Annotated in this window: 9 protein-coding genes; 5 read left to right on the top strand and 4 right to left on the bottom strand. The window is 64.1% G+C overall.

Annotated features, from left to right (window positions below):
- The first annotated feature begins 13 nt into the window (after window positions 1–13).
- The 4 genes from ACELLULO517_RS00240 to ACELLULO517_RS00225 all read left to right on the top strand — a co-directional run bounded on the left by ACELLULO517_RS00240 (window position 14) and on the right by ACELLULO517_RS00225 (window position 4,581).
- Entirely contained in the window at window positions 14–1,000 is a 987-nt protein-coding gene (locus ACELLULO517_RS00240) for a LysR substrate-binding domain-containing protein (RefSeq protein WP_227304462.1), read from the top strand.
- A 293-nt stretch (window positions 1,001–1,293) separates the two neighbouring features.
- A complete protein-coding gene (locus ACELLULO517_RS00235; protein WP_227304459.1) occupies window positions 1,294–2,610 on the top strand; it encodes an efflux RND transporter periplasmic adaptor subunit in 1,317 nt (438 codons plus the stop codon).
- Entirely contained in the window at window positions 2,607–4,202 is a 1,596-nt protein-coding gene (locus tag ACELLULO517_RS00230) for a DHA2 family efflux MFS transporter permease subunit (RefSeq protein ID WP_227304456.1), read from the top strand. Before ACELLULO517_RS00235 ends, ACELLULO517_RS00230 begins: the two co-directional genes overlap by 4 nt.
- 79 nt (window positions 4,203–4,281) lie before the next feature.
- The gene (locus ACELLULO517_RS00225) at window positions 4,282–4,581 is read left to right on the top strand and encodes a hypothetical protein (protein WP_227304453.1); all 300 of its coding nucleotides are present in this window, start codon (window positions 4,282–4,284) and stop codon (window positions 4,579–4,581) included.
- A 195-nt stretch (window positions 4,582–4,776) separates the two neighbouring features.
- On the opposite strand, the gene ACELLULO517_RS00220 is transcribed toward ACELLULO517_RS00225, so the two are convergent.
- The 4 genes from ACELLULO517_RS00220 to ACELLULO517_RS00205 form a co-directional block, all read right to left on the bottom strand.
- Window positions 4,777–5,619: a bestrophin-like domain gene (locus ACELLULO517_RS00220; RefSeq protein ID WP_227304451.1), complete on the bottom strand. Its 843-nt coding sequence runs from the start codon at window positions 5,617–5,619 to the stop codon at window positions 4,777–4,779.
- 219 nt (window positions 5,620–5,838) lie between these two features.
- Entirely contained in the window at window positions 5,839–6,969 is a 1,131-nt protein-coding gene (gene prfB, locus ACELLULO517_RS00215) for a peptide chain release factor 2 (RefSeq protein WP_227304448.1), read from the bottom strand.
- An 8-nt stretch (window positions 6,970–6,977) separates the two neighbouring features.
- Entirely contained in the window at window positions 6,978–9,659 is a 2,682-nt protein-coding gene (locus ACELLULO517_RS00210; RefSeq protein ID WP_227304445.1) for a penicillin-binding protein 1A, read from the bottom strand.
- 96 nt (window positions 9,660–9,755) lie between these two features.
- Window positions 9,756–10,619: an N-acetylmuramoyl-L-alanine amidase family protein gene (locus ACELLULO517_RS00205; RefSeq protein ID WP_227304442.1), complete on the bottom strand. Its 864-nt coding sequence runs from the start codon at window positions 10,617–10,619 to the stop codon at window positions 9,756–9,758.
- Window positions 10,620–11,178: 559 nt separating this feature from the next.
- On the opposite strand from ACELLULO517_RS00205, the gene ACELLULO517_RS00200 reads away from it, so the two are divergent.
- Window positions 11,179–14,364, top strand: coding sequence for an Rne/Rng family ribonuclease (locus ACELLULO517_RS00200; protein WP_227304438.1), 3,186 nt, complete (start codon window positions 11,179–11,181; stop codon window positions 14,362–14,364).
- The last annotated feature ends 242 nt before the right edge of the window (window positions 14,365–14,606 follow it).

The following is a 14,606-nucleotide window of genomic DNA, read 5'->3' as shown; positions in this document are numbered from 1 at the left end:
TGGCGGGGATTGCATGAGCGAGTGGGGCTTCGCGGGCCTGTCCCTGCGCGATTTAGAATACGCGATTGCGGTCGCGGATTTGAGACATTTTGGCAAAGCGGCGGAGCGCTGCGGGGTCAGCCAGCCGGCGCTGAGCGAACAGATCCGCAAGCTGGAAGCAGTTTTGCGCGTCACGCTGTTTGAGAGATCGCGGAAAAGTGTGGAAGTCACTGTGGAGGGAGCGGCGATCCTGCGTCAGGCGCGCGCTGTCCTGCGGGAAGCGCGAGGCCTGTTCGATGTCGCAAGGTCTCACGGCGATCCGCTGGCTGGCCCGCTGCGCCTTGGTGTCATCCCGACGCTCGGGCCCTATTATCTGCCCTTGGTCCTGCAATCCCTGCGCGGCGCCTTCCCGGCTCTGGCACTGCGGTTGGAGGAGGGGATGACCGATCAGATTCTGGACCGGCTGCAGGCGAATAGCCTGGACCTTGTGCTGATCGCGCTGCCCGAGCCGATGGCGGGTCTGTCAACGGAAGCGCTGTTTTTCGAGCCTTTCCAGATCGTGGCGCCGGAAAGCCATCCCATCGCGCATCTCAACCGCATCACCGTCGAAGACCTGCGTGGAGAGGATTTTTTGCTGCTGGAGGAAGGGCATTGCCTGCGTGATCAGGCGGTCGCGCTCTGTGGTTCCCATCCGCGACGCGCGGGCCGATTTGCCAGCAGCCTGGAAATGCTGCGGCATATGATCGCGGCCGGGGAGGGGTTTGCGCTCCTGCCGGCTCTGTCGGTCAAGGACCGGCCCGACCTGGATGGGCTTGCCGCAATCAGGCCGGTGGAGGCGATCGAAATGGGTGAAGGTCAGGCACCAACCTTGCCGGGCCGGACCATCGGGCTCGTCTGGCGGTCGCGCGATCCGCGCAATACTGCCTTCCGCCGTCTGGCTGGCTTCCTGCGCGGCCATGCGCCCCAAGGCACCCAAGCGGCGCCCGATCCGGCTCCTGAGGCCGATCCTGCCGTCGCTTAGGCCAGCCCTTTTCGTACAACAATTTGAGGTCATGTGACGGGCGGGGGCTTCCCACCTCGACGCGCCGCACCAAATGCGCTACCGCTGACCGATCGGTCAGCGGGTGTCTTGCCGACCGGGTAGGTTTCTAAACGTCTGGCGTAACGAGGGAATTCCTTGGTTCAAGATGAACCCAGGCTCGGTCGACTCTGGTCTTTTACCAACCCGAACATTGTCTTGCCCGCGATCCTTGACCCCATTGGGGACCCCATTCGGAGGCTCTGTCCTCTGCCAGCAGGGAGTGCAGAGTTAACGTGAGTGGCAGTTCAGATAATTCCGGCGCAGCCGCCGGCCATACCCCCGGTCATACCGTCGTCAATAGCGGTGGCAGCCAGGTCATCCCCGCGAGCGGCTATGCCGGCAGCACCACCGTCAATTCGGGTGGCACGCAGATCGTCTCCGGCGGCGGCCAGCAGACGGAGGCGAAGCCCGAGCAAAAGCCGCAGGACGCGGCCAAGCCGGCTGCCCCGCCGCCCAAGCGCCGGAAGATCCTGCCAAGGCTGATTTTCATCCTGGTGATCATCCTCGTCGCCATCGCCGCCGTCTTCTATTGGTGGTCGAACCGCAATCTGATCGACACGGATGACGCCTTCACGGATGGCCGCGCGATCACCATCGCGCCGCGCGTTTCCGGTCAGGTGGTCAAGCTTTTCGTGAACGACAACCAGTTGCTGAAGAAAGGCCAACCGATCATCCAGCTCGACCCGCGCGACTATCAGGCGTCGGTCGACAAGGCCGAAGGCCAGTTGGCGCAGGATGAGGGCCAGCTGGAGGCATCGCGCATCGCCCTGGCCAAGGCGAAGGTCACCTATCCGGCAGACCTGCTGCAAGCCCAGGGCAATCTGGAAGTCGCTCAGGCGGGCCTGCTGAATGCGCAGAAAGACTATCACCGGCAGCATGCGGTTTCGGCCGCCGCGACGACGCAGCAGCAGGTCGATCAGGCCAATGCCAGTCTCGGCCAGGGTGAGGGCCAGGTGAAACAGGCCCAGGGTCAGCTGCAAGCCGCACAGCTTGTGCAGGAGAATATCGATACGGCCGCCGCCCAGGTGAAGCAGCTGGAAGGGCTGGTGCGCAATGCACAGGCGCAGCTGGACCAGGCGAAGCTCAATCTGTCCTACACGACGGTTCGCGCGCCGCAGGACGGCTGGGTGACGCAGCGCAATGTGGAAGCCGGCTATTATCTGTCGGCGGGCCAGTCGATCATGAGCCTGGTGGTGCCCGAGGTCTGGATCACCGCCAATTTCAAGGAAACGCAGCTCGCCCGCATGCTACCGGGCCAGGCGGTTGATATCGCGGTCGATGCCTATCCCAGCCTGCATCTCACCGGCCATGTCGATAGCGTGCAGATGGGGTCCGGCAGCCGCTTCAGTGCCTTCCCGGCCGAAAACGCGACCGGCAATTTCGTCAAGATCGTGCAGCGCGTGCCGGTGAAGATCATTATCGACCACGGGCTCAACCCGAAAATCCCGCTGCCGCTCGGCCTGTCGGTCGAGCCCACGGTCGATGTCACCAGGACCGTGACGGACGGCAACGCGCCGGGCGTTGAAAACGAAGTGCCGCCGAATCAATGAGCGGAGCCGCTCATCACGCCGAGGACGCCGTCTGGCGTCCGAAGGCCAATCCTTGGCTGATCGCGGTCGTCGTGACGATCGCGGCCTTCATGGAGATTCTGGACACGACGATCGTCAACGTGTCCTTGCCCCATATCGCGGGTTCGGTCTCGGCCAGCTATGACGACGCGACCTGGACGCTGACATCCTATCTGGTGGCGAACGGCATCGTGCTGCCGATCTCGGGCTTCATCGGCCGCGTCATCGGCCGGAAGCGCTATTTCCTGATCTGTATCGCTGGTTTCGTCGTCTGCTCCTTCCTCTGCGGCACCGCGACCTCCCTCGGCCAGATGGTGGTGTTCCGGTTGATGCAGGGCTTCTTCGGCGGCGGCCTGCAGCCGAACCAGCAGGCGATCATTCTGGATACGTTCGAGCCCAAGAAGCGTGGCGCGGCCTTCGGCGTCGTCGCCATCGCGGTGATCTTTGCGCCCGCCATCGGGCCGACCTTGGGCGGCTTCCTGACCGACAGCTATTCCTGGCGCTGGATTTTCTGGATCAACATCCCCGTCGGCCTGATCGCCTTCTTTGCGGTCATGACGCTGGTCGAGGATCCGCCATGGGTGAAGCGGGACAAGGCGCGGTTCGGCGATACGGACTGGATCGGCCTGACCCTCATCGCGCTCGGCATCGGCTGTCTGCAGGTCATGATGGATCGCGGTGAGGATGAGGACTGGTTCAGCTCCGGCTTCATCGTGATGATGGCGGCTTTCGCGGTTGTCGGCATCATCGGCGCGATCGTCTGGCTGACGACGACGGACAAGCCCATCGTGCGGCTCAGCGTCTTCAAGGACCGCAATTTCGCGGTCGGCACGGTGATGATCACCGGCGTCGGCGCGGTTCTGTATTCCGGTGCCGTTCTGGTGCCGCAGCTGGCGCAGCAGCAATTGGGTTACACCGCGACCTTAGCTGGCTTGATCCTGTCGCCGGGGGCTATCGCCATCGTCGTGCTCATCCCGCTCGTCGGCAAGTTCCTGATGCCCAATGTGCAGACGCGACTGATCATCGCTTTCGGCTTTCTGTTGATCGGCCTGTCCTATTTCTATTCCAGCCTGATCGTGGTGCCGACGATCAATTTCGGGAGTCTCGTCGTCGCGCGCATCTTCCAGGTGCTCGGTCTGGCTTTCCTCTTCGTGCCTGTCAGCACGATCGCCTATACGACCTTGCCGCGCTCCCTGAACAATGACGCAAGCTCGCTTTTCGTCATGCTGCGCAATATCGCGGGCTCGATCGGCATCTCGCTCGCGACCGCTGGTGTGACCGAGCGTACGCAGACGCATATGGCCTATCTTCAGCATTATATGACGCCGCTTTGGGCGCCGTATAATGAGCTGCAACAGCAGTTGCGCGGCGCCTTGACCAGTCTCGGCTATGTCTCGGGGCAGATTTCCCAGATGCTGCCGGCGCAGATCAATGAGATGTTCATCAAGCAGGCGTCGATGCTCGCCTATCGTGACCTGTTTGTTTATTGCGGCGTCGCGGCCTTCTGCGTCATTCCGCTCGCCTTCCTGTTCTCGCCGACCAAAGGCGGCGGTCGCGGCGGCGGCGGGCATTAACCTGCTGCCCCTTGCCCCGGCTTGACCAAGGACGGGCAAGGGAACACACCATGGGCTTCACTAACCGGACGATGAGGCGATGAGCGACGACCAGCAAACCCCAGCCACCCGCGCCCGCCTGCTGGCGGACCAGCTGCGCGCGCAAGGGCATGACGAAGCCGCCGATCACCTGGACAAGACGCTCACCGGTTCCGATCAACCGAGCCATGTCGATGAAACCGGACATGGCTTCCTGCATGCCCTGCGCGACGCCTGTCAGACCATTCTGACGGCGATCGAGGCGATCGATCCCGTTTCCATCACGGCGATCGACGAGCTGAGGCTTGAGGTCGATAAGCACCTGCTGCCGCACGGCGAAGGCAAGCACGAGGGCATGTGACCTCACTGGCTGGGGGCGCCAAGATAAGGTCCGCCTGCGGCACCGGGTAGATCCGCGCAACAAGTGCGCGGACGACGGTTTTGAAATCGGCTTTGTCTTTATTCGTCATCCCCGCCCTGTCCCGGGGAACTACCCGTTTGAGCAGAGGCCCCATTGCCTTCGGCCAGCACGCGCCATTAGCCTCGCGCGCCGAAATTACGGCGTCATGGCGGGCGGCGTGCCGTCCGGCTGGTGCAGCATCTCATCCAGCGCGCTGCGCATCGGCGCGCTATCGACGGTAAAAGCGCCTGAAAAGGGTGTGTTGAGATCGATGATCACGAACAGCGCCGAGGTCAGTGCCAGCGCGCTCAGGAACAGAGCCATTGCGTTGATATGGTTCAGCGGCGCGCTGACGCCGAAGCAGAGATAGATCACCAGCATCCAGAAAAGCAGCATCGCGAAGAAGGGCGTGGAGAGCGTGCCCATGGATGCGCTGACAATCTTCCAACGCTGCGCGATCGTGTTGCTCATCAGCCGCTGGGCCGATATCTGATGCCGGGTGAGGACCGGAGAGGTCGGGGCGAGGCTATCCAGTTCCACGCTCACATGTTCCAGCAACTGACCGAGAACCGGTGTATTGACGCCCACGCCGGGCGTGTGGCTCGCCTGCAGATGGGGAAAGTAGTTCCCGCTGGGGGGCGCTTGGCTGCGCCAGTCGGCCGTGATCGCCGCCGCCGTATAGCGCGCCAGATCCTGACGGATCGGCACGCCTGTCGGTCCTAGCTCTTCCAGTCCGTAATCGAGCTGCACGAGGGAGGACGCGAAACTGCGGATATCGTTGTCGAGGCCGTCGAAATCGGATTTGGCGGAGTTGATGAGCAGACCGAGGACGATGGCGGCGAAGGTTGCCAGCAGCATCACCGTCGTCTGCAGAAGCTCGATCGTTTCGCGATTGGCGTGATATTCGGGCCAGCGCCGGCGGGTCGCCGCGCCGGCGCCAACCGCCAATACCATCAGGACGAGGGCGACGAGCGAAATCCACGGGGATCGCAAAGGCATCTTGGACAACCCTTCACACGCTATCGGGACGCTAGAGTTTGTCTGATTTTAACTGAAGCTTGTCCCTAATATCGTCATGCCCGGCCCCAGAGCCGGGCATCCATTCGTTGGGGCGCCCAAGGACTGGATGACCGGGTCAAGCCCGGTCATGACGGGGCAAGGGGTCGTTTCCACCTAAACCTGACGGACGCTAGCGGGTGAGGGCTATCTTCATGCCGGTCAGCGGGCTGCGGCGCTCGCTTCGCTGCGGGTCGCACCGACGCGGGCTGCCAAGGCTGCTGCCATGAATGCATCCAGCTCACCATCCAGCACGGCGGCCGGATTACCTGTTTCTATATTCGTCCGCAGGTCCTTGACCAGCTGATACGGTGCCAGAACGTAGGAACGGATCTGATGGCCCCAGCCGATATCGGTTTTGGACGCAGCCGCTTCGTTGGCCGCGTCTTCCTGCTTCTTCAGCTCCATCTCATAAAGCCGGGCCTTCAGCATGCCCATAGCGGTCGCGCGGTTGCGATGCTGGCTGCGGTCCGTCTGGCAGGCGACGATGATGCCGGACGGGACATGGGTGATGCGGATGGCGCTTTCCGTCTTATTGACGTGCTGGCCGCCCGCGCCCGAGGCCCGGAAGGTATCGACCTTGAGGTCCGCCGGATTGATGTCGATCACGATGGTATCGTCGACTTCGGGATAGACATAGACGCTGGCGAAGCTGGTCTGGCGACGCGCGGCCGAATCGAAAGGGCTGATCCGGACCAGACGATGCACGCCGGCCTCCGTCTTCAGCCAGCCGTAGGCGCTGGGACCGCTGACCATGAGGGTCGCGGATTTGATCCCGGCCTGCTCGCCTTCCGACGTCTCCATGATCTCGATCTTGTAGCCGTGCTTTTCCGCCCAGCGCGTGTACATGCGCTGCATCATCTCGGCCCAGTCCTGGGCTTCGGTACCACCGGCGCCGGCATTGATCTCGATAAAGGCGTTGTTGCCGTCGGCCTCGCCGGATAGCAGGCTTTCGATCTCCCGCAGCTTGGCTTCCTCGGCCAACCGCTTCAGCGTCGCGACACCGTCGCCGATCATCTCGGCGTCGCTCTCGGCTTCCGCCATTTCGACCAGGCCGAGCGTATCCTCGACCTCGGTCTCCAGACGGCGCACGGCATCGATGCCGGTGGCGAGCCTGGTGCGCTCGCGCATCAGAACCTGCGCGGCGGCGGCGTCAGCCCATAGCGTCGGGTCTTCGGCGCGCTGATTCAACTCCTCAAGGCGGATCGTCGCAACGTCCCAGTCAAGATGCCTGCGGAGCAGCGTGACGGATTGCCTGATTTGTTCGGCTAAAGCTTCGGTTTCGGCGGACATGGCGGCGGCTAATACAGCCCGCCTACGGAATTGTCGATCTTGTTGCCGGCAGTGCTGCCCCCAACGCCGGGCGTCCCCGCGGTCGAGGCATTGCCGTCGCCGCCGACGCTGCCGCCGGCCTCTGCACCGGTATCGCCGGGTGCGGCCGTCGTGCCAGGCACATCGGCGTCGCCACCGCTGGCTTCGTTGGTTTTGAAGGCCTCCATGACGCCGCCGGTATTGCGCATCTCGATCCCCGGTGGGACCGGGAAGGGTATCTTGGGCTGGTCGGCCAGTGCGGCCGCCATCATGCGATTCCAGATTGGTCCGGCGACGGTCGCGCCCTGCTCGTTGTCGCCCAGCGATTGTGGATTGTCGAAACCGACCCAGACGGAGGTCAGGCGTGTCGGCGTGAATCCGGTAAACCAGGCGTCCTGGAAATCTTCCGTGGTGCCGGTCTTGCCGGCCGGCGTCCAGCCCTGCAGGCCAAGATCGGCGACGCGGCCGGTGCCGCGCGTCATCACGCCCTGCATCATCGTGACAAGCTGGGAGGTGCTCTGCGGGTCCGCGAGCTGCTTGGCCGTATAGGCCAAGGTCGGCGGCTGGCTGGGGTCAGGACTGGCGCAATTGCCGCAATTCACCTCGGGCGCGCGGTAGATGACTTGGCCTTGCGCATCCTCCACCCGGTCGATGAAGGACGGCGTCACCTGCCGGCCGAGCTGGCTGAACCCGGCATAGGCGCCGGCCAGACGCAGCATGGTCGTCTCGATCGCGCCGAGGACGGCCGGATAGATCAGCGGCATCTTGTCGACGACGCCGAAATCCTGCGCCGTCTGTGCCACCGCCGGCAGACCGATACGGGCGGCCAGATGCAGGGTCGCGAGGTTGATCGATTCTTCCAGCGCCTGATGCAGCGGAATGGGTCCGAGGAAGTCTGCCTCGTAATTGCCCGGGCGATACTGCGTGCCGTCCGACATATTGACGACGAAGGGCGCGTCCAGCACCGTCGCGTCAGGCGGGATATTCTGCTCCATCGCCGTCAGATAGACGATGGGCTTGAAGCCCGAGCCCGGCTGGCGCTGGGCCTGCGTCACGCGGTTGAACTGGCTGAGCCCGTAGCTCCAGCCGCCGGACATGGCCAGCACGCGGCCCGTCACCGGATCCATGGTCACCAGCGCGCCCTGTACCTGCGGGACCTGGCGCAGCGTGACGGCATCACCTTTGCCGGTGCTGTCGGGCTCGATCATCACCACGTCGCCGGTCTGAACCACATCCGTCATGCGGCGCGGGCTGGGGCCAAGATTGGCGCCGAAATTACCCGCCTTGCGCGCCCAGCGCAGCGTGGACAGCGACAAGGTGCCGCTTTGCGCGGGGCCGATGGGGTCGCGCTTGGTGCCGGGCGGCAGCCAGCCGACCTCAGCCGTTGTCGCTGTCGTGCTCTGCACCACGGCCAGCCGCCAATCGGGCAGGATGCCGGCCGGGGCCTGGATTTTGCGCAGCGCCGTCTGCCAATCGCCGCCTGTCAGGTCGACATGGGTGACAGGGCCGCGCCAGCCGTCATGGCTGCGGTCGTAATCGACCAGGCCGCGGCGCAGCGAGGTATCGGCGGTCGCCTGCAGTGACGGGTCAAGGCTGGTATAGACCACCAGCCCGCCGTCGGTCGCGCGCGTCGCGCCGAACAATTGCACCAGCTGCTGGCGTACGGCGTCCGCGAAATAGCCGGCACCGGGAACAGTCGCAGGACGTGGGCTCGCCCGGGTCAGCAGGGGCTCGGCCTTGGCGGTCGTCGCCTGATCGCGGGTGATGGCGCCGTCATCCGCCATGCGGTCGATCACCCAGTTGCGACGGGCGAGGGCGGCTTGCGGATTGCGATAAGGGTCATAATTGGTCGGCGCCTTGGGCAGCGAGGCCAGCATCGCATCCTGCGCGATGGTCAGCTTATCCAGCGGCTTGTCGAAATAGGCGGCCGCGGCCGCGGCCACGCCATAGGCCTGCTCCCCGAGAAAGATTTCGTTGAGATAGATTTCCAGCACGCGCTGCTTGCTCATCGCATGGTCGATGCGGACGGCGAGCACGGCTTCCTGGATCTTGCGCGCGAAGTTGATGTTGTTCTGCAGCAGGATGTTCTTCGCGACCTGCTGGGTGATGGTGGACGCGCCGATCGGCCGGCGCCCGGACCCGATCAGGGTGATGTCGGTGACGCCGGCGCGGATGATGGCGAGCGGATCGATGCCGGGCTCATGCCAGAAATTCTGATCTTCGGCCGAGATGAAGGCCTGGGCGACCAGCGGTGGGATATCTTCGAAAGGTGTGTAGATGCGCCGCTCGGTCGCCAGTTCGGAAATCAGCTGCATATTGCTGGAATAGACGCGGCTCATTACCGGCGGCTGGTAGCTGCGCAGCCCGTCCAGGCTGGGGAGATCGGCCGTATAGTGACGAAACAGGACATAACCGCCGACACCGCCCGCGACGACGACGATGGCGGCGAGGCCGAACAGGCTGGTCACGGCGCGTGCGGCCAGGAAGCCGGCACCGCCACGACGCGCGGCGCGGCGCTTGTCCTTCCTGTCGCGCTTCTGACCGCGATTGGCACGCGGCGGATCGTCCTGCGGTCCGCGCGGCGGCTGGCCGCCGCCATTGCCGCTTCCGCCGCCGCCACGTGTGCCGGTTGGGCGCACCATGCGGTCGCCGGCTTTCAAGGGCCCGGGCATAGGCAGCTGTTCCTTAGTTAACCTGTCACGCGCCTTTTGGCCGCGCATACTGGCGGAAATAGGGCTCTTGGGGCGATTTCGCTAGAGCCCTATCCGCTAGCCGGCCATACGGGCCGACTGGCGCGCGACATACCAGGCATCGACTGCATTGGTCATGGCAAGTGTGATGCGGTCGCGGTGACTTTGCTGACGCAGGGCCGATTCGTCCTTGAAATTCGACATGAATCCCATCTCGACCAGCACGCTCGGGATTTCGGCGGATTTCAGCACGACGAAGGCGGCATGGCGGGCAGGGTTGGGCAGGATGTCGATCTCATCCGACAGATTCTGCACCATATCCTGCTGCAACTGGGCCGAGCCGACCCGCGTCTCACGCCCGACGAGACTGGCCAGGATGCGCGCGACGGCGGGCGAGACGCCCTTGAAATGGGGGCCGGCAAAACGGTCGGAGCTGTTTTCGCGCTGGGCGAGGCCGGCCGTCTGCCGATCCGAGGCGTCGCTCGACAGGGTATAAACGCTGGCGCCCCGCACCGAATGGTCAGGCACCGAATCCGCATGCATGGAGACGAAGAGATCGGCTTTCTGGTCCTGCGCGATGGCGACACGGTCTTCCAGCGGGATGAAATGGTCGGTCGCGCGGGTCATCGCGACGCGATAGCGGCCGGACGCTTCCAGGCGCAGTTTCAGCGCATGGGCGGAAGCCAGTGCGACGTGCTTCTCATAGGTGCCGGCGACGCCGATGGCGCCCGGATCCTTACCGCCATGGCCGGCGTCGAGCATGATCAGCGGGGCGTTCTTGAGAAGCGGCTTCGACGCCTGATGCAGTTTGTGTTTGGTGGCGGCCCAGGCGATGGCTGGTTGCAGCCAGCTGGGAATGAGGACAGTCGCACCAGTGCCGAGACTGAGCAGCAGCCGCCGTTCGAGCATTCGGGGATTGGGGTCGTCGGGCAAATCGGTCACGAAAGGAACCTTGGACCGGCGGGTCTCATCTTCATGTCGGATCTCCGAATAACAGTGCTTCTCGTTGAAAGGCAACGGAATTTAGCGAAATGACTAAATCGTGAGCCTTGTCAGGGTATAGGACCGGGCTTGCCCTTGCATGTGCAAGGGCTTTGGGTCATGTTTGGTGCCGAGATTCGAAGCAGGCTGGGCTCATCTATGTGTGCTCCCTTTTCGAAGCTCCACCGCAATCCACCCGTCTGGTCGCTTGGTCGGCCATTCCCCGAAAAGCCGATGCGGCCAGATGCCGCCCGGATCATCGACGGGGACGGAAGGGATAGAGGGCGGATGCCTGACCGTTTGTTTTACCGGCTGCGGGGCCTTGGGCCGCTGTAGCCCCTAAGTTTGATTGGGATCTGTTCGACTTTCATGACCGCTTTCCTCACCACGGCGAATGCTTCGCTGGCGAGAGCCCGGTCATCCATCATGTCGATTGCGGACCCGTCACCTCCCCCACTTCAAATCCGCCGCCTTCAGGCGGCCGCATTCCCAAGCGGAATGCGCCGGAGTCCAGTTTTCCATGACAAAGCGCATGCTTATCGACGCGACACATCCGGAGGAAACCCGTGTCGTTGTCCTTGACGGAACGCGTCTAGAAGATTTCGACGTCGAGACCTCCACCAAGAAGCAGGTCAAAGGCAATATCTACCTCGCCAAGGTCATTCGGGTTGAGCCGAGCCTGCAGGCAGCCTTTGTCGAATATGGCGGCAACCGCCATGGCTTCCTGGCCTTCAGCGAAATCCATCCCGACTATTACCAGATTCCCGTCGCCGACCGACAGAAGCTGCTAGAGGCGGAAGTCGCGGCGGCCCGCGCCGAAGCTGAGGCGGAAGACGCCGAAGAGGCAGCCGAGGAAGCGGCGGTCGCCGGCAAGCGGTCCCCCATCACCTCCGAATTCGATGCGATGGAGCCGGCTTTCGAAGCCGCGGCCGCCGCCGAAGGTGACGCTGAGGTCGAATCCGCTCCCCGCGCCCAGGCGGCCGGCATGGTGCGGGAAATCCTGATCGGTGACCTGCCGCCGTCCGACGAGGACGCGCCGCTGGAAGGCGAGATCATCGCCCCCGCCGAAGTTTCAATCGAAGTTTCGACCGAAGACAGCGCTGACGATAGCGAAGCCGAAGCGGAGCCGGAGCGGCCCGAGACGCTGGGTGGCGGCGGCAATGACCAGACCGAGGAAAACGGCGAGCGTCGGTCTCCGCCGCGCTTCGTGCGCAACTATAAGATCCAGGAAGTCATCCATCGTCGCCAGATCCTGCTAATCCAGGTTGTGAAGGAAGAGCGCGGCACCAAGGGCGCGGCGCTGACCACCTATCTGTCGCTGGCAGGCCGCTATTGCGTGCTGATGCCGAACTCCCCCCGTGGCGGTGGCGTGTCCCGCAAGATCACCTCGGTCGCGGATCGCAAGCGCCTGCGGGAAGTCATCAAGGAAGTGGACATGCCGGCCGGCATGGGGCTGATCGTCCGCACAGCCGGTGCCAACCGGCCGAAACCCGAAATCCGCCGCGACTGCGAATATCTGCTGCGCCTCTGGGACGATATCCGCGAACTGACCATGAAGTCGGTCGCCCCGGCTTTGGTTTATGAGGAAGCGAGCCTCATCAAGCGCGCCATCCGCGACGGCTATACCCGCGATATCGAGGAAGTGCTGGTCGACGGCGAAGCCGGCTGGAAGGCCGCGCGCGACTTCATGCGCATGCTGACGCCGCAGCACGCCGCCAAGGTGCAGCTGTGGCGCGGCCATGACACGTCGCTGTTCCACAAGAACCAGGTGGAAATGCAGCTGGACGCCATGCTGAGCCCGACGGTTCAGCTGAAATCCGGCGGTTATCTGGTCATCAATCAGACCGAAGCGCTGGTCGCGATCGACGTCAATTCGGGCCGCTCCACGCGGGAGCGTAATATCGAGGAGACGGCGCTCCGCACCAATCTGGAAGCGGCCGACGAAGCCGCCCGCCAGCTGCGCCTGCGCGATCTGGCTGGCCTCATCGTCATCGACTTCATTGACATGGAGAGCCGCAAGCATAACGCGATGGTCGAAGGGCGCATGAAGAATGCGCTGAAGAACGACCGCGCGCGTATTCAGGTCGGGTCCATCAGTCATTTCGGTCTGCTGGAGATGAGCCGTCAGCGCCTGCGCCCATCGCTGGCCGAAACCGCCTTCATTACCTGCCCGCATTGCATGGGCACCGGGACTGTCCGCAGCGTCGAGAGTGCGGCCATTCACGTGCTGCGTGCCATTGAGGATGAGGCAGCGCGTCATCGCTCCGCCGAGATCAATGTTTATGTCGCCGGTGCGGTTGCGATGTACATCCTCAATCAGAAGCGCGATCGTCTGATGACGATCGAGCGGACACATGGTCTGCAGATCGTGCTGTCGGCGGATGACAAGCTGGTGCCGCCGCAGGTGCGGATCGAGAAGGTGCGCGCGTTTGTCGCGTCCGATGCGCCTTTGGCCAACGGCTCCTCGCCCATCGCGATGGATTATGCCGCGCGGGATGAGAGCGTCGAGGACGAGGATCGTGGCATTGTGCGCAACGCGGCGCTGGTCGCCGACGCGCCCCTGGCCGAAGTGGCGACCGTTGCTGAGACGGCGCCTGCCGCGGGCGCTCCGGTTGCCGTGACCGACGAGGCCCGTGGTGACGAAAGCGGTGAGCGTCGCCGCCGCCGTCGTCGTCGTCGTCGCGGTCGCCGTGACAATGGCGAGAATGGTCTGCAGGCCGAGAATGGCCAGGGCGATGCCGAAGGCGACGAGGGTGATGAGTTCGAGGGCGAGGATGACGGCTTGTCCGTTGCTCCGGAACCCGGACCGGCGCCGCAGGAACCTGCCGTGCCGCCGTTCCCCATGCCCGTGCCGGCTCCCGGACCTTACGAGCCAGGCCATGAGCCGGAACTGCCTGGAGTTCCGGGCGAGCCCGGTCCGGAAATCGTGCCGCCGGCCGAGCCCAGCCCTGATATGACGCCGCCGGTGGCGGGTGAGGACGGGGAAGCGCGCCGCAGTCGCCGTGGTCGTCGTGGCGGTCGTGGCCGCGATCGTCGTCCGGAAGCGCCCGCGGAAACACCGGTGCCCGCCGCCGCATGGCGTGGCCCGACGCCGGCTGAGCCCTTCTTCGACCAGATCGACGCATTGTTTGCGACCATTGAACCCGATCTGGAGCCGGCGAAGCCCGCCGCCGCCAAGCCGGTTGCGGCTGTCGAGACTGTCGAGGTCGCGGTCGTCGATAGGCAGGTCGCGGATGCGGATGTCTCAACCGTTGAGTTGGTCGAGAGCCTGTTGAGCGCGCCGGTCGAGACGGCGGAAGCCGAGCCTGCGGTGGCGGACGCCAGCCCGGTTGAGGCTGAGGCGGTACTGACTGAAGTTGTGCCGGCGAAGAAACCGCGTGCATCGCGTGCGCGCAAGCCGAAGGTGACGGAGGCAGCGGTCGAAACGCCGGTCGTCGAGCCTGCGCCGGCCGAAGAACCCGCACCGGTTGAAGCCGTGGCGGAAGCGGCTGCCGAGGCCGTGCCGGCCAAGCCGGTCCGTCGTCGCACCACCCGCGCCAAGGCGGCGGCCGTTGTGGAAACAGTCGCCGAGCCGGCGGCGCCTGCCGTCCTGGTCGATGAGCTTGTTGCCGCAGAGTCCGAGTCCGCTGCTCCGGTGATCAAGCCGGTGGTGATCGGGGCGGATACGCCGGCAGCCGAAAAGCGCCGTGGCTGGTGGAAGCGCTGAGGCTGAGCTTTTTAGGCTGATTGCGCCTGCGGGAGTGGATAGGTCCGCGCAACACCTGCGCGGATGACGATTTAAGCAAACCTAAGCTGCTTTTTTCGTCGTCCCCGTGCTTGTCACGGGGATCTAACCATTTGAGCATAGGATCAACTATTTTCACGTCAGCAATCCAGCCTGAAAACTGGACATAAAAAATCGGGCGGGTGCGAAAGCGCCCGCCCGATTTGATTCGCAGATGAGAGATT

Origin of the sequence: Acidisoma cellulosilyticum, from assembly GCF_020621385.1 — a bacterium.
GTDB classification, from domain to species: Bacteria; Pseudomonadota; Alphaproteobacteria; order Acetobacterales; family Acetobacteraceae; genus Acidisoma; species Acidisoma cellulosilyticum.
The sequence above is the reverse complement of the archived record's forward strand: the minus strand, read 5'-3'. Positions and strand labels throughout refer to the sequence as shown.